Source organism: Paraburkholderia sp. BL6665CI2N2, assembly GCF_004366535.1.
Taxonomy (GTDB): Bacteria; Pseudomonadota; Gammaproteobacteria; order Burkholderiales; family Burkholderiaceae; genus Paraburkholderia.
In genome coordinates this window covers 8,232,642-8,255,771 of record NZ_SORC01000001.1, presented here as the reverse complement: position 1 = coordinate 8,255,771, position 23,130 = coordinate 8,232,642, and the positions used below count along the sequence as shown (strand labels likewise).

At 60.1% G+C, this 23,130-nt stretch carries 21 protein-coding genes; 15 read left to right on the top strand and 6 right to left on the bottom strand.

The window, feature by feature from the left end:
* Positions 1-31: 31 nt before the first annotated feature.
* The 5 genes from B0G81_RS37075 to B0G81_RS37055 are packed head-to-tail and all read right to left on the bottom strand — an operon-like array spanning position 32 to position 4,606.
* A complete protein-coding gene (locus B0G81_RS37075; RefSeq protein WP_106285321.1) occupies positions 32-808 on the bottom strand; it encodes an enoyl-CoA hydratase-related protein in 777 nt (258 codons plus the stop codon).
* A gap of 42 nt (positions 809-850) precedes the next feature.
* Positions 851-1,615, bottom strand: a complete 765-nt coding sequence (locus B0G81_RS37070) for a glucose 1-dehydrogenase (protein WP_134142732.1) — start codon at positions 1,613-1,615, stop codon at positions 851-853.
* 43 nt (positions 1,616-1,658) lie between these two features.
* Complete coding sequence (locus B0G81_RS37065; protein WP_134142727.1) at positions 1,659-2,912, bottom strand: CoA transferase; 1,254 nt, start codon at positions 2,910-2,912, stop codon at positions 1,659-1,661.
* A 2-nt stretch (positions 2,913-2,914) separates the two neighbouring features.
* On the bottom strand, positions 2,915-3,391 hold the full coding sequence (locus tag B0G81_RS37060) for a MaoC/PaaZ C-terminal domain-containing protein (RefSeq protein WP_134142721.1): 477 nt from the start codon (positions 3,389-3,391) through the stop codon (positions 2,915-2,917).
* Between the two features lie 24 nt (positions 3,392-3,415).
* Entirely contained in the window at positions 3,416-4,606 is a 1,191-nt protein-coding gene (locus tag B0G81_RS37055) for an acyl-CoA dehydrogenase family protein (RefSeq protein WP_134142718.1), read from the bottom strand.
* A gap of 391 nt (positions 4,607-4,997) precedes the next feature.
* Here B0G81_RS37055 and B0G81_RS37050 point away from each other — a divergent pair, with 391 nt between their 5' ends.
* The 15 genes from B0G81_RS37050 (at position 4,998) to B0G81_RS36980 (ending at position 20,266) form a co-directional block, all read left to right on the top strand.
* Positions 4,998-5,363 carry an OB-fold domain-containing protein gene (locus B0G81_RS37050; protein WP_106285316.1) on the top strand — a complete coding sequence of 122 codons (366 nt, stop codon included), beginning with the start codon at positions 4,998-5,000 and terminating at the stop codon, positions 5,361-5,363.
* A gap of 58 nt (positions 5,364-5,421) precedes the next feature.
* Positions 5,422-6,573, top strand: a complete 1,152-nt coding sequence (locus B0G81_RS37045) for a thiolase (RefSeq protein ID WP_134142714.1) — start codon at positions 5,422-5,424, stop codon at positions 6,571-6,573.
* Between the two features lie 78 nt (positions 6,574-6,651).
* Positions 6,652-7,452, top strand: coding sequence for an enoyl-CoA hydratase-related protein (locus B0G81_RS37040; protein ID WP_134142710.1), 801 nt, complete (start codon positions 6,652-6,654; stop codon positions 7,450-7,452).
* A gap of 11 nt (positions 7,453-7,463) precedes the next feature.
* A complete protein-coding gene (locus B0G81_RS37035) occupies positions 7,464-8,270 on the top strand; it encodes an enoyl-CoA hydratase/isomerase family protein (protein WP_134142708.1) in 807 nt (268 codons plus the stop codon).
* Between the two features lie 17 nt (positions 8,271-8,287).
* On the top strand, positions 8,288-9,112 hold the full coding sequence (locus B0G81_RS37030) for an enoyl-CoA hydratase-related protein (protein ID WP_243856727.1): 825 nt from the start codon (positions 8,288-8,290) through the stop codon (positions 9,110-9,112).
* A 67-nt stretch (positions 9,113-9,179) separates the two neighbouring features.
* Positions 9,180-10,034, top strand: a complete 855-nt coding sequence (locus B0G81_RS37025) for an SDR family oxidoreductase (protein WP_134142706.1) — start codon at positions 9,180-9,182, stop codon at positions 10,032-10,034.
* Between the two features lie 2 nt (positions 10,035-10,036).
* On the top strand, positions 10,037-11,179 hold the full coding sequence (locus tag B0G81_RS37020; RefSeq protein ID WP_134142704.1) for a CaiB/BaiF CoA-transferase family protein: 1,143 nt from the start codon (positions 10,037-10,039) through the stop codon (positions 11,177-11,179).
* 70 nt (positions 11,180-11,249) lie between these two features.
* Positions 11,250-12,449 (top strand): acyl-CoA dehydrogenase family protein, encoded by a 1,200-nt coding sequence (locus tag B0G81_RS37015; RefSeq protein WP_134142702.1) that lies wholly within the window; start codon positions 11,250-11,252, stop codon positions 12,447-12,449.
* Positions 12,388-13,635 carry an acyl-CoA dehydrogenase family protein gene (locus B0G81_RS37010; protein ID WP_243856725.1) on the top strand — a complete coding sequence of 416 codons (1,248 nt, stop codon included), beginning with the start codon at positions 12,388-12,390 and terminating at the stop codon, positions 13,633-13,635. Before B0G81_RS37015 ends, B0G81_RS37010 begins: the two co-directional genes overlap by 62 nt.
* 35 nt (positions 13,636-13,670) lie before the next feature.
* The gene (locus B0G81_RS37005; RefSeq protein WP_134142700.1) at positions 13,671-14,837 is read left to right on the top strand and encodes an acyl-CoA dehydrogenase family protein; all 1,167 of its coding nucleotides are present in this window, start codon (positions 13,671-13,673) and stop codon (positions 14,835-14,837) included.
* Between the two features lie 27 nt (positions 14,838-14,864).
* Entirely contained in the window at positions 14,865-15,671 is an 807-nt protein-coding gene (locus B0G81_RS37000) for an enoyl-CoA hydratase (protein ID WP_134142696.1), read from the top strand.
* Between the two features lie 19 nt (positions 15,672-15,690).
* Complete coding sequence (locus B0G81_RS36995; RefSeq protein ID WP_116117294.1) at positions 15,691-16,560, top strand: MaoC/PaaZ C-terminal domain-containing protein; 870 nt, start codon at positions 15,691-15,693, stop codon at positions 16,558-16,560.
* Positions 16,561-16,611: 51 nt separating this feature from the next.
* Positions 16,612-17,820, top strand: coding sequence for an acyl-CoA dehydrogenase family protein (locus B0G81_RS36990; RefSeq protein ID WP_134142694.1), 1,209 nt, complete (start codon positions 16,612-16,614; stop codon positions 17,818-17,820).
* A 39-nt stretch (positions 17,821-17,859) separates the two neighbouring features.
* A complete protein-coding gene (locus tag B0G81_RS36985; RefSeq protein ID WP_243856724.1) occupies positions 17,860-18,963 on the top strand; it encodes an acyl-CoA dehydrogenase in 1,104 nt (367 codons plus the stop codon).
* A gap of 76 nt (positions 18,964-19,039) precedes the next feature.
* Positions 19,040-20,266, top strand: a complete 1,227-nt coding sequence (locus tag B0G81_RS36980; RefSeq protein ID WP_134142690.1) for a cytochrome P450 — start codon at positions 19,040-19,042, stop codon at positions 20,264-20,266.
* A gap of 317 nt (positions 20,267-20,583) precedes the next feature.
* Here the strand turns inward: B0G81_RS36980 and B0G81_RS36975 are convergent, their stop codons facing one another.
* Positions 20,584-23,115: an MMPL family transporter gene (locus B0G81_RS36975; RefSeq protein WP_134142688.1), complete on the bottom strand. Its 2,532-nt coding sequence runs from the start codon at positions 23,113-23,115 to the stop codon at positions 20,584-20,586.
* Between the last annotated feature and the right edge of the window lie 15 nt (positions 23,116-23,130).

Genomic DNA, 23,130 nt, shown 5'->3' with positions numbered 1-23,130 from the left:
CGTAGTTGGCGCCTCCTTTGTATAAGGCGAGTTACTTAACGTATTTCCGGAATTCCGGTTTCCGTTTTTCACGAAACGCATTACCGCCTTCCTTCGACTCATCCGTTTCGTAGTAGAGCGCGAGCGCCTGCATCGCGAATGCTCCGATGCCCCGGATGTTTTCGCTATCCACGTTGAACGAACGTTTGGCGAGCGCGATCGCGGTCGGGCTCATCTGCAGGATTTCGTCACACCACTTCTTCGTCTCGGCGTCCAACTGGTCGGCCGGGACCGCAGCGTTGATCAAGCCCCACTCGAGCGCTTCTTTGGCCGTGTATTTACGACACAGATACCAGATCTCCCGTGCACGTTTTTCACCGATGATGCGAGCAAGATATGCTGTTCCGAAACCCGGGTCGACCGAGCCGACTCTCGGGCCGACCTGGCCAAAAATCGCTGTCTCCGAGGCGATGGCAAGGTCACAGAGGGTGACGAGCACGTTGCCGCCACCGATCGCGTAGCCGTTCACCCGAGCGATAACCGGTTTCGGAATGTCACGGATAACGCTCTGCAGTTCTTCGATCGGCAGCCCCACCGTGCCGCGGCCACCGTAGCCGTCGCCGGACTGATCGCCGCCTGTGCAGAACGCCTTCTCGCCAGCGCCCGTCAGCACGACGACGCCGATGTCCTTATTCCAGCCGGCCTTGCTAAACGCCTTGATCAGTTCTTCACAGGTGTTCGCGTTGAATGCGTTGTAGACCTTCGGGCGATTGATCGTGATCGTCGCGACTCCGCCGGCTTCGCTATAAAGAATGTCCTGAAATTCCATGGTTATATTCCAGTTGCGGATTGAATGAGCGGGAGGCGGGCGTTAGCCTGCCATCGTGAGGCCACCGGAGATGCTGATAACCTGACCAGTGATGAATGCGGCGTCGTCGCTCGCAAGGAACGCCACCGTGCCGGCAACGTCATCGGGTTCGCCCATGCGCCCGAACGGCACTGCCTTGACCAGCGCCGCCTTGATACGGTCGCCTTTTTCGCCCTGAGCGAGGTTGTCGAGCAAGGCTGTAGGGGTGGGACCGGGGCAGACGACATTGATGGGAATCTGCTGCCGCGCCATTTCACGCGCCATGGTCTTCGAGAACGCGATGATGCCGCCTTTGCAGAACGAGTACACCGCTTCCATCGACGAACCGACGCGTCCGGCATCCGACGAAATGTTCACCACTTTTCCGCGGCCGCGTTCGGCCATCCGCTTCAGTACCGCGTGATGCATGTTCAACGGACCATACAGGTTGATGGCGACTACTTTGTCCCAGAACGGCTTCTCGGTCTGAAGGAAAAAGGCCCCCATGTCCCAGCCCGCGTTGTTGACGAGCATCTCGACTGGACCGAGCTCGTCCTCTACTTGCGCGACAGCCTTGTTCACGCCCTCGTGATCGGTGATGTCGACGCGATAGGCTCGAGCCTTGCCGCCCGCGGATTCGATTTCTGCCACCACCCGGGCAGCATTTTCTGCATTCAGGTCGAATAGCGCGACGGTGGAGCCTTCTTCGCCGAAACGCTTGCTGATGGCCGTGCCGATACCGCCCGCAGCACCCGTAACAACAACGACTTTGTTCTTGAGACCTTTCATTTTTGAATTCCTCGCATGATGTAGTAGGGCGCGGGGACGCCCGTCAAGCTTTGGTGACTATTTCAGGGGGGCGCATTGTCTGGGACGACGCGTGGCCGCTCAACTGGGTTGCCTCATGTTCTGTGTATCCAGCCTCAATGAGCACTTCGATGCTGTGTTCGCCGAGATTAGGCGGCAGGTACCGAACATTGCCTGGCGACTCGGAGAAGTGCACCGGAATGGATGTCATGACCATCTCTCCTTCGGTCGGATGCTCATAGTGCTGAAAGAAACGGGTTTCCTTGATGTAGTGGTCCTGCATTAGTTCGTTCAACTCGCGGACAGGACCGTGCGGAACATCGGCAGCTGCGAAAATGGCGTTCCACTCGGCCGTTGTTCGGGTCTTGATCGCTTCGCTCACGATGCCGTACAGCTCGTTGATGTTGCGCATGCGATCGGCAATGTGGCAGAAGCGCGGGTCGTCGAGCAGATGGGCCGCTTCGATCGCGCACAACACCCGCCGCCATTGTTCGTTGTTGACCGCAAGCAAACAGATGTGGCCGTCCTTTGTCGCGTAGGGGCGGCGGTGGGGCGAAAACATCCGTGTATAACCAAGCCCCGTTCCGTCCGATGAGCCAAGCGCGCCCTCCCACAAATGTTCGAAGAGGTTGAACTGAAGCATGGTTTCGAACATCGGCACCTGCACGCACTGGCCGAGCCCGGTGCGCTCCCGGTGATAGAGCGCCATGCTGACAGACGAGGCAAGCACGTATCCACAGAACTTGTCGACGATGACCGTCGGAAAGTAGCGGGGCGAGCCGTCGGCATCACGATTCATCGCGGCAATCCCGGTCTCGCCCTGGATCACGTCGTCGAAGGCAGGCCGATCCTTGTAGGGGCCGTCCGGGCGATAGCCGGGGCCAGATGCATAGATGATGCGGGGATTGCGGGCCTTGATGCTCTCGTAGTCGATGCCCAGACGCCGTGCCGCGCTGGGGCGCATGCTATGAATGAAGACATCCGCGGTTTCCACCAGTCGCAGAACGGCTTCACGGCATTCGGCCAGTTTCAGGTTCAGCGACACGCTCCGCTTGTTGCGGTTCATGATCGTATAGAACACCGCCATGTCGGGGTTGCGACCGGGGCCGTTCTTCCGGTTCTGGTCACCTTCGGGCGGCTCGATCTTGATAACGTCCGCGCCCATATCGCCGAGAAGTTGCGTGGCGACGGGCCCCAGCACATTGATGGTCAGGTCGATCACGCGCACGCCGGTCAGTGGGCCGGTTGGCTGCTGCAGAGGTTGCTGTGGGGTGTGCATGGTCACGCCTTGTATTTTTTTCCTTTCACCAGCCGCAATGGCGTGTACACCATGACTTCCGAGCCGTCCTGCTTGATCACGCGGTTGCGCGTGCGCACCAGTCCGAGGCCGGGGCGACCGTTGCTGGGACGGCATTCGATGACTTCACATTCGACATGGATGGTGTCCCCGACAAAGGTCGGACCTTTGATGTCGAGTTCCATGTTCAAAAAGGCGAAGCCGACCCCTTGCATCGTTGCCTGGGTCAGCAGGCCTTCCATGAAGGTAAATACGAGGGCGCCTGGTGCGACCCGTCCCTTGATTGCGGACGTCTCTTTCAGAAACTCCATGTTAGTAAACAGCACCTCGAGCATGCCGGTAACCGAGACGAAATTGACGACATCCGCCTCCGTGACAGTACGTCCAACTGTCTTGAACTTGCGGCCGACCGGCAGGTCTTCCCAATGAACTCCCAGGCCAACTGTTTCGATCTCTTCCATATTTGTTCTCCCTCTCTCGTGGTGTCACGCGTCTGTAGGTCGGGCAGGGCGCTCGGTCTTCTCGACACGTCCGAAGACGCTGTCGGCGACGATGTTCCGCTGGATCTGATTGGTTCCTTCGATGATCTGAACGACCTTGGCATCGCGGAAATAGCGGTTGATCGGATACTCGTTCGAGATACCGGCGGCGCCGAATAGCTGCACTGCGTCGGTGGCCACCTTCATCGCGACGTCCGAGGCGAACATCTTTGCCATCGCCGCCATTGGAGCGAGCTCGCGTCCGGTCGCGCCGGAGTCGACCAGTGAGGCCGTCCGGTAGACGAGCTGACGCGCGGCCTCCGTCTGCGTGATCATGTCGGCCACCATCCAGCGCACACCTTGAAAATGACTGATCGTCTGCCCAAAGGCGACGCGGTCCTGAATGAAGCGAATGGTGTGGTCGATCGCACCCTGCGCGATGCCGACAGCGCGTGCCGCCACGATCGGGCGGCTGGTATTGAGCGCTTCCATCGCGACTTTGAATCCCTGTCCCCCCTCGGGGCCAAGCCGGTTATCGGCGTTGATCAGTGCGTCGTCGAAAAATAGCGGGCACGACGCCACGCCGCGCGCGCCCATCTTGTCTTCTTCTCGGCCAATGGTGAGCCCCGGCGTTTCACGGTCAACGACGAAGAGGTTTATGCCGAGATGGTTGCCTTCTTCATCAAGCGTTTTAGCGGCGACCAGCATGAAATCGGCAATGTGTGAATTCGTGCACCAGATCTTCGAGCCATTCAACACGTAACCGTCCCCGTGGCGGCGTGCGGTGGTGCGGATTCCGGACACGTCTGAGCCGCTTTGCGATTCCGTAATGGAAAGCGCGCCGCGCAAGTCGCCTGACGCAAGCCCTGGCAACAGCCGGGCCTTCTGCTGTTCAGTGCCGCCCGCCAGAATCGCGCCGAACGGCGTCCATTGCACAACCAACAGGTATCCCGTGTTGTAGCAAACGCGCCCCAGTTCCTCGACCGCGATGCAGGCGGACATCACGCTGCCGGCGCCGCCATATGTCTCTGGAAAAGGAAGAGTGAAAAGACCCAGTTCTTTAAGCAACGCGTACATATCGTGCGGATATTCGGCTGTCCGATCGATCTCGTCCGCTCGAGGCGCCACTCTTTCCCTTGCGACACGCCTTACCAGGTCGCGGATCTGGATTTGGTCGTCTGTCAGTTGATAGGTCACGTTGAAAGTCTCTTGCTAATGATCCCGGGCCTGATAGGTAAATGGCGTTCGGACCTACGTAAAGATGGCCCGTACGGCCGAGCGGCCCTGGAAAGTTGCTGATCTTCACAAAAATGAACACTGTTCGATAAAGTAAACGATGGCTTTGGGCTCGTCAAGCATGATGTCGGACGAACGGGGGTTTGCCCGTAGTGCGCTCCGCGCACTGTTCGGATGTAGTGAGAGCCTTATCGGGCGGCGCATGAGTACTATTCGCCGCGGTTGACATGCCATCTGCTGCGTGTTTAGAATATGGAACGACGTTCGGCTATTTGATTCATATAGGTAAAACTAGCGCGACAGCCGGTTAGGTGCCGAGACCCGTAGGGGAATGCATTGGGAGGAGCGGGAAATGGAGTCTGTTTGTCCTGAAGTCGACTATCAGAAGTTTCTGGCCGAAGGCCGGTTGATGATCCAGCGCAGCCGCAGCAGCGGCCGGCACGTGTTTTATCCGCGGGTGGCCGAGCCGGTAACGGGCGCGCGCGATCTGGAGTGGGTCGAAGCGTGTGGCCGAGGTACGGTTTATTCCACTACCGTGGTGAGGCAGAAAGCGCCCACGCCGAGCTACAACGTGGCGTTGATCGACCTTGACGAAGGAGTGAGGATGATCAGCTGTGTCGAAGGCATAGAGCCGGACGCGGTGCGCATCGGCATGCCCGTGCAGGCAAGGATCGTATTCAGGAACGACGCGCCCTTGCTCGTGTTCGAGCCCGCCTGACGCCAGCTAACCGGCAGCATACGCGGAAGGCATCTGCTGCACCGATAAGAGACATCGCATGGAATTCAACTTACGTGGGCGTACCGCGCTGGTGGCAGGCGCGACATACGGAATTGGCGAAGCGCCGGGAATGTCGTCGCTGGATCTCGCCGCGCGTGCGTCGGTCGACGCGCTGGCACAGGTCGGGTTGTCTCCGGCCGATGTCGACGGCCTGTTCGTCTGCACGCCGGACGACATGTTGTCCGGCCTGACATTCGCAGAGTACCTCGGTATTCACCCGAAGTTCACCGACAACAACCGCAGCGGCGGCTCGGCATTCGAGATCTATGCGCACACAGCGGCGATGGCGCTGGTCACGGGCCAGATCGACGTCGCGCTGATCGCCTATGGCAGCAACCAGCGCAGTGCATCGGGCAAACTCGTGCAGTCGTCGCGGCCTTCTCCTTGGGAAAGCCCTTATAAGCCGATGAATCCCGTGTCGTCGTATGCGTTCGCCGCTGCAAGGCATATGCACCAGTACGGAACGACACGCCGGGATCTTGCCGAAGTCGCGGTGGCGGCCCGCAAGTGGGCCCAGCTCAATCCGGATGCGTACGTGCGTACGCCGCTAACGGTCGACGACGCGCTGGGTGCGCGTCTGGTATCCGATCCGCTGTCCGTGCGCGACTGTTGTCTCGTGACTGATGGCGCGGCGGCCGTCGTGATGGTGCGCGCGGATCGCGCTCGCGATCTGACGGACAAGCCGGTCTATCTGCTCGGTGCAGCATCGGCCACGTCGCATCGGGAGATTGCGAACATGCCCGACCTTACCGTGACCGCCGCAAAGGAATCAGGGCGGCGCGCCTACGAGATGGCCGGCGTAAGCGCGAGCGACATCGACGTTGCGATGCTGTACGACGCGTTTACGATCAACACGATCCTGTTCCTGGAAGATCTTGGGTTTTGCCCGAAGGGCGAGGGCGGCCGTTTTGTGTCCGACGGCGGGATTGCTCCGGGAGGTCGTCTTGCCGTCAACACTAATGGTGGCGGATTGTCCTGCGTGCATCCGGGCATGTACGGCTTGTTCCTGATGGAGGAAGCGATGCGGCAACTCACAGGACGTGCCGGTGAACGGCAGGTTCCTGGTGCGCGGCTGGCCATCGCGCATGGCAATGGCGGCGTATTGTCGAGTCAGGCAACCGTCATTCTCGGCACCGAAGAGACGTTGTGACGTGTGCCGCCGGTCGGTGCCACGCGGCATGGAAGTCGCGCACCGATCCGGCGGACCGGGTCAACAGGAGACAGACAGATGAGCGAAGAGACTATCGCCGACGCGACGCAGATCGTGCAGGTTCAACATGAAGGCGCGACCGCAATCGTCACGCTGAATTACCCCGAGCGGCGCAACGCGTTTTCACTGAAGATGCGCGAAACCTTGTATGCGCGTCTGCACCACCTGATGCATCGCGACGAAGCTTGCCGGGCAATCGTACTGACGGGCGCCGCCAACACGTTCTGCGCAGGTGGCGACATCTCCGAGATGAAACCGCGCAAGGTGCTCGAGTATCGCGAGCGCAATCAGTTGCCGCTGGAAGTATTCAAGCTGATGGTGTCCGGGCCCAAGGCCATCGTCGCGGCCGTCGAAGGTTTCGCGTTTGGCGCGGGTCTTTCGCTTGCTGCCGCCTGCGACATGGTGGTCACTTCGTCGACGGCACGCTACGCCAGTGCGTTCGTCAAGGTGGGATTGATGCCGGATACAGGCCTTTATTGGTCGCTCGCGCAGCGCGTGGGCGGCGGCCGCGCACGTGAACTGATGCTGAGCGCGCGCGAATTCAATGGTGTCGAAGCGTTGCAGATCGGCTTTGCCAATCAGGTCGTCGAACCTGGTCGCGCGTTGGCCGCGGCGCTGGAAATCGCCAGCCAATATGCGGCGTTGCCGGCGGTCGCTACGGCGCATCTAAAAGCGGCGCTGGCCACAGGCATCCGTACGCTCGACGAAGCGATCGAAACGGAAGTCAACCTGCAGCCCATCCTGCGCCGTAGCCGCGAACACCAGGAGGCGGTCAGCGCCTTCATGGAAAAGCGCAAGCCGGTATTCGTGGCGGACTAGGAAAGCACATCATGAGTGAAAAGCACACGGACGAGAACACCGCGCCTGCATTGATCGAGGTCACTCGGGAAGGCACCGTGGCCGTTGTCACACTGAACAATCCCGGCCGCCGCAACGCGATGGGTAGGCAGATGCGCCAGTTACTGCGCGACACGATGCACCGCCTGATCTCGGCCGACCCCGAATCCCGTGCGATTGTGCTGACTGGTGCGGGCGAGCACTTCTGCGCCGGCGCCGATATTTCCGAAATGACGAAGCGGACCATCCTGCAAAGCCGCGAGATTCTGGCTGAGTCATGTGTGGTGGTGCGCGACATGCTGGCGGGAGCGAAGCCGGTGGTGGCCGCCGTCGAAGGGGTAGCGTTCGGCGCGGGCTTGTCGCTGGCAGTGGCCACTGATTACGTGGTGGCGGCATCGAATGCGCGCTTCTGTGCGGCATTCATGCGTGTTGGGCTGATTCCCGACACCGGCATTCTGTGGACGCTCCCTGAAAAGATCGGCATGGCGCGCGCTAGAGAATTGCTGACGCTCGCGATGGAAATCGATGGCATCAAAGCAGGCGAATTCGGCTTGGCAAACCAGGTGGTCGAGCCGGGCGCTGCGCTCGCTGCTGCTATCGAATTGGCCCGCAACTTGGGTGAACAACCGCCGCTCGGCGTTGCGTTGCTCAAGGCCGCGTTGACCGAGGGTGCCAGCACCATGGAGTTGGCACTGCGCGCTGAAATCGATTATCAGCCGGTACTGCGTCTGTCCAAAGATCATCAGGCCGCATGTCAGGCGTTTTTCGACAAGACCACGCCGGTTTTTACTGGTCAATGAACGTTGGGGAATCTCCGATGAGTGTCGAGCGAAATGAAGCGCCGCATGGCGCGGACGACAGGAACGATATCGTGCAGGTGCGCCACGAAGGGGATGTGGCTGTCGTCACGATGAACTACCCGCAACGCCGCAATGCCTTCTCGATGAAGATGCGTGTTGCGCTGACGGACACCTTCCAGCGCCTTTTTCACGAGGACGCTGCTACCCGCGCGATCGTGCTCACCGGCGCGGGCGGCCACTTCTGCGCGGGCGGCGACCTGTCTGAAATGCAGGCAGTCACGCCGCCATTGCTTGAACTGCGTGAACGCATCGCCGTGGGCGTGCGGCTTTTCCGCTTGATCTACACCGGCACCAAGCCGGTCGTTGCTGCGGTCGAGGGAACCTGTTTTGGCGCCGGGCTGTCATTGGCGGCCGCTTGCGATTTCGCGGTGAGCTCCAGTGCAGCGAAATATTGTTGTGCCTTCACCAAGGTCGGTTTGCTGCCTGACACCGGCCTTCTATGGACGCTGCCGCAAAAGGTCGGTGGCGGCAAGGCGCGCGAACTCATGTTGAAAGCGGATGTGATCGACGCCGCTACCGCGCAGCGCATCGGCCTTGTCAGTCAGACTACGGCGGCGGGCGAATCGCTCGATGCCGCTCTGGAGCAGGCGGCCCGTTTCGCCAGCTACCCGCCGGTGACGCTGGCGCTGCTGAAGGCGAGCCTCGTCAACGCGGGCAATTCGATAGAAGACGCATGGCGCCTGGAAGTCGATCTGAATCCGCTAACGCGCCAAACCAGCGACCATGCGGAAGCCGTTGCCGCCTTCATGGAGAAGCGCAAGCCGGTCTTTACCGGCTCCTGAGCAAGTTCGCGCCCAACTCAATTTCGCCATTTTTTTCAGCCACTGGATTTAAGAACGCACACAGACCATGTTCACGACCGATCTGCTGAAGGATAAAAGGATTCTGATCACCGGCGGCGGCACCGGTCTCGGAAAGAGTATTGGCCGGCGTTATCTGGAACTCGGCGCGGAACTGGTCATTTGCGGCCGTCGCAAGGAAGTGCTCGACGCGACCGCCGACGAATTTCGCGCAGCTATCAGCAATGCCCGTGTGACGACGATCACTGCCGACGTGCGCAACGCTGATTCGGTCGAATCGATGATGGACACAATCTGGCACGATGGTCCGCTTGACGTGCTGCTTAACAATGCCGCGGCCAACTTTATCGCGCGTACCGAAACACTGTCGGCGCGCGCGGTCGATGCGGTGTTGGACATCGTGCTGCACGGCAGCTTCTATTGCACGATCGCCGCGGGCAAGCGGTGGATCGATGCAGGCCACACAGGCAACGTGATCAGCACCGTGTCGACGCCCACCATGACCGGCTCCGCCTTCACCGCACCGTCGGCGGCGGCGAAGGCCGGCGTGCTTGCGATGACCCGTAGTCTCGCCGTCGAGTGGGGACCGAAAGGCATTCGGCTGAACGCCGTGGCACCAGGTCTGTTTCCGACAGAAGGCGCGTGGGAACAACTTTACCCGCCGGGGTCACAGGTTGAATCGCAGGATCGCAGTGTTCCGTTGCGGCGTTTTGGCGACCATCATGAACTGGCTGATCTGTACTCGTATCTCGCTTCCGAGGGGTCCGGTTACATCACCGGTGACATGATCGTGATCGACGGTGGCCGCTGGATGCAGGGCGTGGGCGGTCCCACATTTCGCGCGATGCAGGATTGGAGCGACGAACAGTGGGACGCTATGCGTGCCCACGCGCGCAAGGGCTGAGCATGGGACCGCTCGCTGGCGTCAAGATCATCGAACTGGCCGGTATCGGCCCCGGTCCGATGTGCGCAATGTTGCTCGCCGACCTTGGTGCAACGGTGCTCAGAATCGACCGGCGGCGACCTGTCAAACTCGGTATCGAGCGACCGTTGCGTTACAACCTGCTACTGCGCAATCGCAGGACGATCGCACTGGATCTCAAGGAGCCGGCCGCGATCGAACTTGTGCTAACCCTCGTGGAGGGCGCCGACGCGTTGATAGAAGGTTTTCGTCCGGGTGTGACCGAACGTCTTGGACTGGGCCCGCAAGCGTGTCTGGCGCGCAATCCAAAGCTCGCCTATGGGCGGATCACCGGGTGGGGGCAGGACGGTCCACTCGCACAATATGCCGGTCACGATCTGAACTACATTGCGATCACCGGCGTGCTGAATGCGATCGGCCGATTAAACCAGCCGCCGTCGATCCCGCTGAACCTGATCGGCGATTACGCGGGCGGTTCGCTGTACCTGGCAATGGGGCTGCTCTCGGCAATCCTTCATGCTCGCGGTGGCGGCGCGGGGCAGGTGGTTGATGCGGCGATTGTCGACGGCACGGCGAATCTGGCGACGACCTTTTTCGGCATGCAGGCGGCAGGCATCTGGCGCGACGAGCGCGGCACCAATATCACCGATTCGGGTTCGCATTTCTATGACGTCTACGAGTGCGCAGACGGCAACTGGATTACGGTTGGCCCAATCGAGGACAAATTCTATCTGGAGCTCCTTCGACTGCTTGATATATCGCCGGACACGCTTGGCGCCCAGCTCGACCAGCGCAACTGGCCGGCCGCACGAGCCTTGTTCGCGCTCAGGTTCAAGACGCGCAGCCGTGCGCAGTGGACCACGCTGCTGGAACACTCGGACGCGTGCTTCGCTCCTGTCCTGTCGTGGTGTGAAGCGCCAAACCATCCGCATCTGAAAGCGCGCGGGACTTTTGTGGAAATCGATGGGATCGTGCAGCCAGCGCCCGCCCCGCGTTTTTCGTCGACGGTGCCGGCAATGCCGACGCCACCCGAAGCGCCAGATCCGGCGACTATCGAGGCAGCGCTGTCGGTCTGGCTGGATATGCAAAGTATCGACGAACTGAAACAGGCAGGGACGCTGGCCTGAGAGACCGCTGAGCGGGACAAAAACAATGGACGGCCGTCAGCGGCGCGGCAACGAATCGAGACGAGACACCATGGACCTGCGATATACCGACGAAGAACTGGCGTTCCGCGATGTAGTGCGAGCCTTTTTCAAGGAAGCGTTGCCTGAAGACATCCGCGTCAAGGCGGCGCTGGGACAGCGCTACTCGGCGGATGATCTGCGCCGCTGGCAGCGCGTTCTGTACGAACGCGGCTGGGCGACGCCGGCGTGGGATAAGGCGTGGGGTGGAACTGGCTGGAGCGCGGTGCAGCAATACATCTTCAAGGAAGAACTGCACATGGTGCCCGCGCCGGAAACGCTTTCGTTCAATGTCAACATGATCGGCCCGGTGCTGATCGCGTTCGGCAGTGACGAGCAGAAACGCGACTTCCTGCCACGTATTGCAAGTCTCGAGTACTGGTTCTGCCAAGGCTTTTCGGAGCCCGGTGCCGGGTCCGACCTGGCGGCGCTAAGGACCCAGGCGGTCCGGGAAGGCGACCACTACGTGATCAACGGGCAGAAGCTGTGGACCTCGACGGCCCATCACGCGGACTGGATGTTCTGCCTCGTGCGTACCGACGCGAGTGGGAAGAAACAGGAGGGCATTACTTATCTGCTGATCGATATGAAAACACCTGGCTTGACGGTGCGGCCGATCATCACTATCGACGGTCATCATGAAACCAATGAGGTGTTTTTCGATAACGTACGTGTGCCTGTCGCAAACCGGATTGGCGAAGAAAACAAGGGGTGGGATTACGCCAAGTATTTGCTCGGCAACGAGCGCAGCGGCATTGCGCGTGTCGGCGTGTCGAAGATGCGTATCCGCCACGCCAAAGATCTCGCGAAGCGCGTTCCGTGCGGCGACGGTGTGCTTTGGGACAACCCTCAATTCCGCGAGCGTGTCGCGTCTATCGAAGTCGAGTTGAAGGCGCTGGAAATCACGCAGATGCGAGTGATTGCGGAAAGCACCGCACGCGGTAGTCACACGCCGGACCCGAAGACGTCGATTCTAAAGATCAAGGGGTCGGAGCTTCAGCAACTCGCGGCCGAACTGCTTCTGGAAGTGGCCGGCCCTGACGCGCTGCCGCTCGATCTGGATTTCCTGCGCGGCGTAGGTGAGCCGATCCGGGACCCAGACTGGGCACTGACTATCGCGCCGAATCACTACTTCGCGCGCCACGTTTCGATTGTGGGCGGATCGAACGAAATCCAGAAAAACATCCTCGCCAAGTCCGTTCTCGGACTTTGAGCGGCAATCGAAATGCGGAGAAGCAAGGGCCATGGACTTTGATTTTACCGACGAGCAACGCATGCTCAAGGACAGTGTCGACCGGCTTGTCAAGGACGAGTACAGCTTCGAGCAGCGTGCGCGCTACCTGGCTGAGCCGGATGGGTTCAGCCGCAAACAGTGGGCCCGCTACGCCAACATGGGCTTACTTGGCCTGAGCTTCGCCGATGACTTCGGCGGCAGCGGCTGCGGTCCGGTCGAAACGATGATCGTGATGGAGGCGTTCGGGCGGGGACTCGTCGTCGAGCCCTATCTGGCGACCGTGGTGCTCAGCGGTGGCTGCATCCGTCTTGCTGGCAGTATCGCGCAGCGCGAGGCGATTCTGCCGCTGATTGCCGATGGTTCGCTACTGATGGCCTTCGCACACGCAGAGCCGCAGTCACGGTACGACCTCGCCGACGTTGCCACCACCGCGCGACGCGATGGCAATGATTGGGTGCTGGATGGAGCAAAGCGCGTTGTGATACACGGCGGTGGTGCGGACAGGCTGATCGTGTCGGCGCGCGTTTCAGGCGGCCGCCGCGACCGCGACGGCATTGCGCTATTTCTTGTCGATGCGCATGCGCCTGGTCTAACGCGCCGAGAGTATCTGACACAGGATCGGCTGCGCGCTGCGGATGTCGAACTGTCGGGCGTGCGCGTGAGCGACGCGGATGTGATTGGCGAAGCGGGGAAGGCTCTTCCGCTGATCGAATCGGTTGTCGCGCAGGCCATTGCAGCGCTGTGCGCCGAAGCCGTCGGCTCGATGGCGGCCGCGCACGAAGAAACTGTCGAATACCTCAAGGTGCGCAAGCAATTTGGCGTCGCCATCGGGTCGTTCCAGGCATTGCAACATCGCGCGGTTGACATGCTGGTGATGGTTGAGCAGGCCCGCAGCATGGCGCTGTTTGCCACCATGATGAGCGAGGAGCCGGACGTGGAAGAACGCGCGCGCAGCATGGCAGCGGCCAAGGTGCAGATCGGCCGCGCTGGGCGGTTTGTAGGCCAGCAGGGCGTGCAGCTTCACGGCGGCATTGGTATGACCGAGGAATGCAAGGTCGGCCACTATCTCCGTCGCCTGAGTGTGATCGACATTCTGTTCGGCGCCGCTGAACACCACTTGACCCAGCTCGCCAGTGCGGGCGGATTGATCGATGCGGCGGCCTGAGCCCGCGGCTTCTTCATGTGAACGGAACCATTCAGATGAGCAGATTTTCTACCTCGGATTCGTATCAGGAACTGCGCGATGCGTTGCGCGATCTGTCGAAGGAATATCCTGACGAATATTGGCGCCGCATCGACCACGAGCGTGTTTATCCGGAAGCGTTTGTCGACGCGTTGACCCGCGCTGGCTGGATGGCAGCGCTGATTCCCCAGGAATACGGCGGCTCGGGTCTCGGACTGAGCGAAGCTTCCGTCATTATGGAAGAGATCAATCGCAATGGCGGCAACTCCGGGTTTTGCCACGGCCAGATGTACAACATGAATACGCTGTTACGCAACGGCTCAGAGGCTCAAAAGAGGGCCTATCTGCCGAAGATCGCCAGCGGCGAACTGCGTCTTCAGTCAATGGCCGTGACGGAGCCGACCACCGGCACGGACACCACCAAACTGAAAACCATGGCGGTGAAGAAAGATGGCCGCTACGTCGTGAATGGTCAGAAAGTGTGGATCTCCCGTGTGCAGCATTCGGACCTGATGATTCTGCTGGCCCGTACCACGCCGCTCGCCGACGTCAAGAAAAAATCCGACGGGCTTTCCTGCTTTCTGGTCGACTTGCATCAGGCGATCGGCAACGGTTTGACAGTGCGTCCGATTCCCAACATGGTCAACCATGAAACCAACGAACTGTTTTTTGACAACCTTGAGATTCCCGAAGAGAACCTGATCGGCGAGGAAGGCAAAGGCTTCAAGTACATCCTCGATGGACTGAACGCCGAGCGTGCATTGATTGCCGCCGAATGTATCGGCGACGGCTACTGGTTCGTCGATCGCGCGCGGACGTACGCCACCGAACGACAGGTGTTTGACCGCCCCATCGGTATGAACCAGGGCGTGCAGTTTCCTATCGCTGAATCGTATATCGACGTGAGAGCGGCGGATCTGATGCGGTACAGGGCGTGTGAACTGTTCGACGCTCACCAGCCATGTGGTGCCGAAGCGAACATGGCTAAACACTTGGCCGCCACGGCCTCGTGGAAGGCCGCTAATGCCTGTTTGCAGACGCACGGCGGCTTTGGCTTTGCATGCGAATACGATGTGGAGCGGAAATTCCGCGAGACCCGCCTTTATCAGGTGGCACCAATCTCGACCAATCTGATTCTGTCTTACGTGGCCGAGCATGTGCTGGACATGCCACGCTCTTTCTAGACAACGCGACCACCGACGGAGACATCCATGGGCTACGAGACCATCCTGTACGACGTGAAGGACCGGATCGCCACGATCACGCTGAACCGTCCCGAACACATGAACAGCTGGAACGACAAGGTGGCCACAGAAGTTTATGAGGCCATGCAGGCGGCAGGAGCCGACCGCGGCGTGCGCGTCATCGTGTTCACCGGAGCGGGCAAGGCGTTCTGCGCCGGCGGCGATATTCATAGCTTTGGCGGCGATCCAGCCGCGCTGATGACCAAGCTGCCGCGTCCTTTCGACATGCGCAAGCGCGCCGACTGGCAGACGCGCTGCTCGTACTACCCGGCGATACCGAAGCCGGTCATCGCCATGCTCAACGGCGCGACGGTGGGCATCGGCCTGATTCACGCGTTGTTCTGCGACATCCGCTTCGCTGCCGAGGACGCCACGATTACCACTGCTTTCGCGCGGCGGGGACTCACCGCCGAATATGGCATGGCCTGGATACTCTCGCACCATGTCGGGCATGCCAGAGCGCTCGATCTGCTCCTGTCGGCGCGCAAGATCAAGGGGCTCGAAGCGGAACGAATGGGGCTTGTCAACCGCGCGTTTCCATCGGGCACGTTGGCCGAAGAGACCTATGCGTATGCGCGCGACCTCGCTGAGAACTGCTCGCCGCGCTCGATGCGCGTGATGAAGGCGCAGCTTTGGGAAGTCCCGTTTCAGACGCCGCATGAAGCCGTCATGTCTGCCGGACTCGACATGCCGATTGCGAATCAGTGCGACGACTACAAGGAAGGCATCGCGAGCTTCCTCGAAAAGCGCAAGCCGAATTTCACCGACGATTGAAATCTTACGGGGCATAGTCATGCTGAAGTACGAAGTCATCAGGAACTGGCCAATTGAAGATGTGACCCAGAGTTACTCTGAGCGCGATGTGATGCTCTACGCGCTCGGTCTCGGCATCGGCGGTGATCCGCTCGACGCGGCGCAATTGCGGTATGTCTACGAGAAGGAGCTGCAGGCGATGCCGACGTGCGCCGCAGCATTCGCCTGGCCGAAATCATGGATGCGTGATCCGCGTGCCGGCGTTGACTATCTGAAGCTGGTGCATGGTGAGCAGGACGTCCGTTTCCTCCGTCCGATGCCGACGGCCGCGACCATCGTCAGCAAGACCCGCGTGAGCCTTGTGTCAGACAAGGGAGCGGGTAAGGGAGCCATCGTCGAACTCAGGCGTGATCTGATCGAGCAGGGTAGTGGCGAACGGCTCGCCGAGGTACGGCAAGTGTCTTTTCTGCGCGGCGACGGTGGCTTTAGCGCGGAAACCGGCATCACCGACCCGCCTCCGGAGGCGCTGCCATCGGTTCCCGAGCGCGCCCCAGACAGTGAATTCGAGTTTGCGACTTCGCCCCAGACTGCGCTGATCTACCGACTTTCGGGCGATTCGAATCCGCTGCATGCCGACCCGGAGGTAGCCACGAAAGCCGGCTTCAAGCAGCCAATTCTGCACGGACTTGCGACGTACGGGATTGCAGGCTATGCCGCGATCCGAACCTGCGCCGGCAACGACGCGTCCCGCCTGAAGCGCCTTGCGCTTCGCCTTACGTCGCCGGTTTATCCCGGCGAAACCATCCGTTTTCAATTGTGGCGTGAGAGTGACGCACGTTTCCATTTGCGGGCTCGAGTGGATGCACGCGACGTGGTGGTGCTGAATAACGGCATCGTGGAGATTGGCTGAACACCGGACCGGGATTGTTGTCCTGGCAAGTGTGGTCAAAGGAGTGTGTTTATGGATTTGCGAGAAAGTCTGGAAGACAAGACCTTTCGCGCATCGGTTCGGGAATTTGTGGCGGCCCGGTTGCCGTCGGATATCCGCGAGCGAGTGCTCAATTTCCGTCATGTGCCGCGCGAAGATTACGTTCGCTGGCAGCGCATCCTCGCAGCGAACGGCTGGGGCGCGGCTGCGTGGCCGGTCGAATACGGCGGCGCGGGGTGGAACGCTACACAACGCAATATCTTCGACGAAGAGTGCTTTACCGCCGGTGCGCCTCGGCAGATGCCGTTCGGCCTGTCAATGGTCGGACCGGTATTGCAGAAGTTCGGGACGGCGGCGCAGCGAGCTTACTTTCTTCCTCGCATCGTGACGATGGAGGACTGGTGGTGTCAAGGCTATTCCGAGCCTGGCGCCGGCTCAGATCTGGCTTCACTCAAAACGCGCGCTGAATGTGCTCCGCGCGATGGCGAACCGTTCTATATCGTCAACGGACAGAAGACATGGACTTCGTTTGCCCAGTGGGCCAACTGGATTTTCTGTCTGGTGCGCACGCAGAGCGGCGACCGTCCGCAGGAGGGCATTTCCTTCCTGCTGATCGATATGAAAACGCCCGGCATCACCGTCCGGCCGATCAAGACACTCGATGGCGGACATGATGTCAACGAAGTTTTCTTTGAGAACGTTGAGGTGCCGATCCGAAATCTGGTCGGCGAGGAAAATCATGGCTGGTCGATCGCAAAGTATCTGCTCGGCCATGAACGCACCAATATTGCCGGGCTTGGCAACTGCAAACGCTTTATGCGTCGATTGAAGGAGATTGCACGGACGGAACGGAAACACGGCAAGCCACTGATCGACGATGTCCGCTTTCGCGACAGGATCGCGAAGGTCGAGATCGACCTGATCGCGCACGAGTGGTCGCTGCTGCGTGTGGCCTCCGCTGAATCGGCGGGACGGACGATTGGGCCCGAAGCGTCCGTGCTGAAAATTCGTGGCTCGGAAATCCAGCAGGAATTGACCGAACTCATTATGGAATGCGCCGGTCCTTATGCGGTGCCATTCGTCGCCGACGCACTGGACGGGGAGTGGAGCGGCGAAACTGCGAACGGTGAACTGCTGAACGCGCTCGCCGCGCACTATCTCGACTGGCGCAAGATCTCGATCTATGGCGGTTCGACCGAGGTGCAGAAAAACATTATCGCCAAATTGGCGCTCGGCATCTGAGGAGACGTCATGGACTTTACGCTCGTCGAAGAGCAACAGATGCTGGCCAACGTGGTCGGCCGTTTCGTCGACAACGAATATGCTTTCGAAGCGCGGCGGCGACTGGCGACGACAACCCAGGGCTGGTCGTCCACGCACTGGTCCACGCTCGCTGACATGGGGCTGCTGGCGTTGAACGTGCCAGAGGAACACGGTGGTCTTGGCGCTTCGCCGGTGGAAACCATGATCGTCATGGAGGCATTTGGCCGGGGGCTTGTGCTCGAGCCATTTCTTTCGTCGGCGGTGCTGGGCGCAAGACTGATCGGCGTTGCAGGCCACGAGGCCCGCAAGGCGTCGTGGCTCACCGGTCTCGCCGGCGGCAACCTGAAGACCGCGCTCGCGACGCTTGAGCCGGGCGCGCGCTTTGACCTGTGGAATGTGACCACGACCGCGAAAGCGTCTGATGCAGGCTATGTGCTCAATGGTCGGAAGGGTGTGGTCCTGCATGGTGACAGCGCAGACCTGCTGTTTGTCTCCGCACGAACGTCGGGCGAGCCGACGGACACGGCGGGTATCACGCTCTTCGCTGTAGACGCAAAAACACCTGGCGTCACGGTGAAAGGATTTCCGGCGCTCGATGGCCAGCGCGTCGCGGAGATTACGCTAGATGAGGTGCACGTCAATGCGGACGCTGTGCTCGGTACGGTAGACGAAGGGTTCGCGCTGTTGGAGTGGGTAGTCGATCACGGCATCTTTGCACTTTGCGCGGAGGCGGTGGGGACGATGGAAAAGCTGGCCAATCTGACCTACGACTATTTGCGCACACGCAAGCAGTTCGGCGCGCCGATAGGCAAGTTTCAGGCTTTGCAACATCGCGCCGCCGATATCCTCGCCGCTGTCGAACAGGCCCGTTCAATGGTTTACTTCGCCGCCGCAAAACTTGCGGACGACGATAGGCGCGAAAGCCATCGCGCGGTCTGTGCTGCCAAGGCGATGATCGGGCGTAGCGGCCGCTTCGTTGGACAACAGGCTGTGCAATTGCATGGTGGTATGGGAATGACCGACGAACTGTCAGTGGGATGGTACGTGAAACGCCTGACCTGCATCGATATGACCTGGGGCAACACCGAACATCACGTTGAGTTGTACGGGGCCTACCTGTAGGCATCAATCATCTAATAGCCAGTGCGATAACCGCTATGTCGGTGCGCTTGGCCACGTCGCGAAAAGGAGACACCGAATGTCAGCAACCGGTCACGCAGCGCCGCCCGAGTCGGCGCCGATTCCCGCACACGTGCCGCCGGAGTTGGTTGTGGATATGGATATCTACAACCCGCCCGGCGCCGACGCCGACTACCATCTCGCGCTGAAGAGGCTGCACGACGACGGCGTTCCCGACATCTTCTGGACACCGAGAAACGGCGGTCACTGGATTGCGACGCGCGGAGACGACATCTACCAGATATTCAAAGACTACGAGAATTTTTCGTCGAAGCAGCTGACGGTGCCGCTGGTCGAACATGCGCCGCTGCCGCCGATCTTCTTTGATCCGCCGCTGCATACGGCATATCGTGCGCTGATTGCCCCGGCTTTTATGCCCCAGGCGATCAGCACACTCGAAGAGAAGGCCCGCGAGATGACGATCGAGTTGATTGAGGGCTTTTACGGAAAGGGCGAGGTGGAGTTTGTGTCGGGCTTCGCACAGCACTTGCCGATCGGTATTTTCATGAATATGGTCGCGTTGCCCGCGGAAGATCGCGACTTCCTTCTTGGCCTCGCCGACAAGATGGTTCGGCCTGACTCCGCGGAGCAAAAGCTGGCCGCGCTCGGTGCGATTTTCGAATATCTCGGCGTCAAAATTGCGGAGCGGCGTGCCAACCCGGGCGACGACCTTATCAGCCGGATCGTTCAATCCAGGATCGACGGGCGTGCGTTGACGGATCAGGAACTGAAGGGGCTGTGCGGACTCGTGCTGATCGGCGGGTTAGACACGGTCGCATCGGCGATGGGTTTTATCGCGAATTTTCTGGCGAAGAGCCCGTCGCATCGCAAGGAGTTGATCGAGCACCCGGAGCTCACGCAAAAGGCGGTCGACGAGCTACTGCGGCGCTTTCCAGTGGTCAATCAGGGACGCCGCATCACGCACGACTTTGAATACAAGGGCGTGCAGATGAAGGAAGGTGACATGATCATCATCCCGACCACGCTGCACGGGCTGGACGATCGTAAGTTCAATGATCCGCTTACGGTGGACTTTTCTCGCCCGACGCCTATTCACTCCACTTTCGGGAATGGCGCGCATCGCTGTCCAGGGTCATTTCTCGCGCGCGTGGAACTCAAGGTGTTCCTGCAGGAATGGCTCAAGCGAATCCCTGACTTCCGGGTCAAGCCCGGCGAAAAGGCGGGCGTGCATGGCGGCGTCAACGGCACGCTCTATCATTTGCCGCTGGAGTGGGATGTGCGTTAAGAAGAAAACGGGGCACTTCGGTGCCCTGTGTGCGGCTGGATTAGAGTCAGTGCCCGTCTCTCTGCCCAATCGCAACCTTGATGCTCTTGACGCAACGTACTGATTTGCCGTATGCCGTCGCGTTGTTCATAGGTCTCTCACCACCGTTGATGTCAGGGTCCGCCGCGAACTGCTGGACGCTCTCATGAGCTTGAGAATGCCAAATTTGTTCGCCGCCTTCGGCGGTTTTCCGGAGACGAGTGCAAATAGGCGTTACCTTGACGCCGGCCGCCTGCACCAGGCGCGTTTGCTTCTCGCGCCTGGCCGCTTGCCGCTGGTCAGCCGCGCGAGGTCTGTTTAGTATTAGCGCCGCCCGTCGCGGCGAGATTCTCGGTGCGCACGGCGGGCACGACCAGCTTGGACACGTCGGCCTTAACTGGCATCCCCGCCGCTTTGCTCGCCGAATCGGAGATGCCACGGAGCAGGAAATGCGACAGTGCGGGGATCAGGATCAGCGCGCCGATCATGTTCCATAAGAACATGAACGTCAGCAAAATGCCCATGTCGGCTTGGAACTTGATTGGTGAAAACGCCCATGTAACAACACCCGCCGCCAGTGTTACCCCAACCAGTGCAACTACCTTGCCGGTGAATTGCACGGCCCGGCGGTACGCTTCTGCCAACGGCAGTCCTGCTCGCTGGTAAGACAACTGGACGCTCAACAGATAGAGTGCGTAGTCGACACCGATGCCGACGCCCAGCGCGATCACCGGCAATGTCGAGACTTTCACGCCAATGCCGAGCATTACCATCAACGCTTCGCAGAGAATCGAAGTGACCGCGAGAGGTACGACAGCGACAATCACCGCGCGCCAGCTGCGGAAGGTGATAAAGCACAAAAGGATGACGGCACCGTACACCATGAGCAGCATTAACCGGTTGGCCTTCGCGACGACTACGTTCGTCACCGCATCGATGCCGGCCGAGCCTGCTACCATCAGAAACTGATGGTCCTTGTCATTGTGCGTTTTCGCAAAGTCTTCGGCAGCCGCCATGACGCGCGACAAAGTCGCCGCCTTGTGATCAGTCAGGTACACAATGATCGGCGCGGTCGTGCACGTCGCATTCAACAAGTCCGGATGGTCCAGCACAATCTGCGAAGCGGTCTTGTTCTGGATCGACGGCACGCGGTCGATCGTGTACCACTTCGGGTAGCCTTCGTAGAAGCCTGAGGTGACCCAGCGGGAAAGCGCGCCGATTGAGGTCGTTGTCTGGACGCCGGGCACTGTACGCAGCATGGTCTCGAGTCGATCGGCCTCGACAGCAAGCGGATAGTTGTTGCCGTCACAACTCGTCTGCGAGGACTTGCCGATCACCACGAACAGGTCACTCGAAAGCCCGTAATGCGCATTGATATAAGCGTTGTCGATGTTATAGCGGGAGTCCGGCCGGAGTTCCGGTGCGCCCGCATCGAGGTCGCCGATCTGCAACTTCTGACTGACGCTCCAGCCGCCCACGGCGAGAAGCGCTGCGCAGGCAATTGCAGCAGTAGCCCATCGGCGTTCAGTGAAACGGTCAAGCACGTTCCACACTGAACCCACCGCATTATGTCCGGCGTTTTCTTCTCGCTCGGTCCTGACGCTACGTCGGGCGGCCGACGGGCTGACGCCGATGTACGACAGCAGAACCGGAAGCAGCAGTAAGTTAGTGAACACCAGCACGCCAACGCCGACGCTGGCGGTGAACGCGAGATCCTTGATGACGGGGATGTCGATCACCATCAGCACGGCAAACCCGACTACGTCCGCGAGCAGGGCGGTGAGGCCGGCGAGGAACAACCGCCGGAACGTGTAGCGTGCGGCGACATACTTGTGCGTGCCGCGGCCGACGTCCTGCGTGATACCGTTCATCTTCTGGGCGCCGTGAGACACACCGATCGCGAAGACCAGAAACGGCACCAGAATCGAGTACGGATCAAGCACGAATCCCAGCGTCTTGATGATGCCGAGCTGCCAGATCACGGCAATCAGCGAGCAACTCACGACCAGTAAGGTGCTGCGAATGCAGCGCGTATAGAGAAAGATCACGACGAGGGCGATCAGCGCCGCCATGCCGAAGTACATCGTGATGAGGTTGAGCCCCGAGATCAGATCACCGATCAGCTTGGCAAATCCAACGACGTGTACGCGCACTTCGCCATGCGACTCGCGCTGCAAAACGTCTTCGATCTGGCGAGTAAGCCTGGCGTAATCGAGAGGCTTGCCAGTATCAGGATAAGTGTCGAGCAGGGGTATCTGGATCATGCTCGACTTCAGATCGTTCGCGACAAGGCTGCCAACGATGTTGGCACGCGCGACATTGGTGCGGAGCCGGTCGATCTGCGCCGGTGAGCCGTCGTAGCTTTCGGGCATGACAGGGCCGCCCGCAAAACCGTTTTCAGTCACCGTGTTCCACCGTACGATCGGCATCCACAACGACTTGACGCCGGGACGGTCCACGCCTGGGATCAGGAACAACGCATCGTTGATCCGTTTGAGCGCGTTCAGATACGTAGGATCGTACACGTTGCCATTTTTTGCTTCGACGACGACCCGGATCGAGTTCCCGAGACCCTTGAGATCCGCCTTGTTCGTCAGATAGTTGTGGATATACGGGTGCGACAGCGGGATCATCTTCTCGAAGCTGGCGTTGACTTCGAGACGCGATGCCTGAACACCCAGAATCGCCGTCACTAGTGCGCAGATCAACATAAGCCATGGACGGCGGTTGAATATGAGTCGTTCCAGCATGTTTCCGGATCGCCGATCGAACGTGGTGGGATCAGTCACCACCGGCATTTTGTCGAATTGGGCGTTGCTACCTGCCGCCATGTCTGGCTCCTGGAA

Bases quoted from the DNA above. Each gene is read 5' to 3' on its own strand.
- B0G81_RS37075 (WP_106285321.1), bottom strand. From the start codon at position 808: ATGGAATTTCAGGACATTCTTTATAGCGAAGCCGGCGGAGTCGCGACG.
- B0G81_RS37025 (WP_134142706.1), top strand. From the start codon at position 9,180: ATGTTCACGACCGATCTGCTGAAGGATAAAAGGATTCTGATCACCGGC.
- B0G81_RS37045 (WP_134142714.1), top strand. From the start codon at position 5,422: ATGGAATTCAACTTACGTGGGCGTACCGCGCTGGTGGCAGGCGCGACA.
- B0G81_RS37040 (WP_134142710.1), top strand. From the start codon at position 6,652: ATGAGCGAAGAGACTATCGCCGACGCGACGCAGATCGTGCAGGTTCAA.
- B0G81_RS36985 (WP_243856724.1), top strand. From the start codon at position 17,860: ATGCTGGCCAACGTGGTCGGCCGTTTCGTCGACAACGAATATGCTTTC.
- B0G81_RS37015 (WP_134142702.1), top strand. From the start codon at position 11,250: ATGGACCTGCGATATACCGACGAAGAACTGGCGTTCCGCGATGTAGTG.
- B0G81_RS36990 (WP_134142694.1), top strand. From the start codon at position 16,612: ATGGATTTGCGAGAAAGTCTGGAAGACAAGACCTTTCGCGCATCGGTT.
- B0G81_RS37030 (WP_243856727.1), top strand. From the start codon at position 8,288: ATGAGTGTCGAGCGAAATGAAGCGCCGCATGGCGCGGACGACAGGAAC.
- B0G81_RS37005 (WP_134142700.1), top strand. From the start codon at position 13,671: ATGAGCAGATTTTCTACCTCGGATTCGTATCAGGAACTGCGCGATGCG.
- B0G81_RS36975 (WP_134142688.1), bottom strand. From the start codon at position 23,115: ATGGCGGCAGGTAGCAACGCCCAATTCGACAAAATGCCGGTGGTGACT.
- B0G81_RS37070 (WP_134142732.1), bottom strand. From the start codon at position 1,615: ATGAAAGGTCTCAAGAACAAAGTCGTTGTTGTTACGGGTGCTGCGGGC.
- B0G81_RS37020 (WP_134142704.1), top strand. From the start codon at position 10,037: ATGGGACCGCTCGCTGGCGTCAAGATCATCGAACTGGCCGGTATCGGC.
- B0G81_RS37050 (WP_106285316.1), top strand. From the start codon at position 4,998: ATGGAGTCTGTTTGTCCTGAAGTCGACTATCAGAAGTTTCTGGCCGAA.
- B0G81_RS36995 (WP_116117294.1), top strand. From the start codon at position 15,691: ATGCTGAAGTACGAAGTCATCAGGAACTGGCCAATTGAAGATGTGACC.
- B0G81_RS37060 (WP_134142721.1), bottom strand. From the start codon at position 3,391: ATGGAAGAGATCGAAACAGTTGGCCTGGGAGTTCATTGGGAAGACCTG.
- B0G81_RS37065 (WP_134142727.1), bottom strand. From the start codon at position 2,912: ATGCACACCCCACAGCAACCTCTGCAGCAGCCAACCGGCCCACTGACC.
- B0G81_RS37035 (WP_134142708.1), top strand. From the start codon at position 7,464: ATGAGTGAAAAGCACACGGACGAGAACACCGCGCCTGCATTGATCGAG.
- B0G81_RS36980 (WP_134142690.1), top strand. From the start codon at position 19,040: ATGTCAGCAACCGGTCACGCAGCGCCGCCCGAGTCGGCGCCGATTCCC.
- B0G81_RS37000 (WP_134142696.1), top strand. From the start codon at position 14,865: ATGGGCTACGAGACCATCCTGTACGACGTGAAGGACCGGATCGCCACG.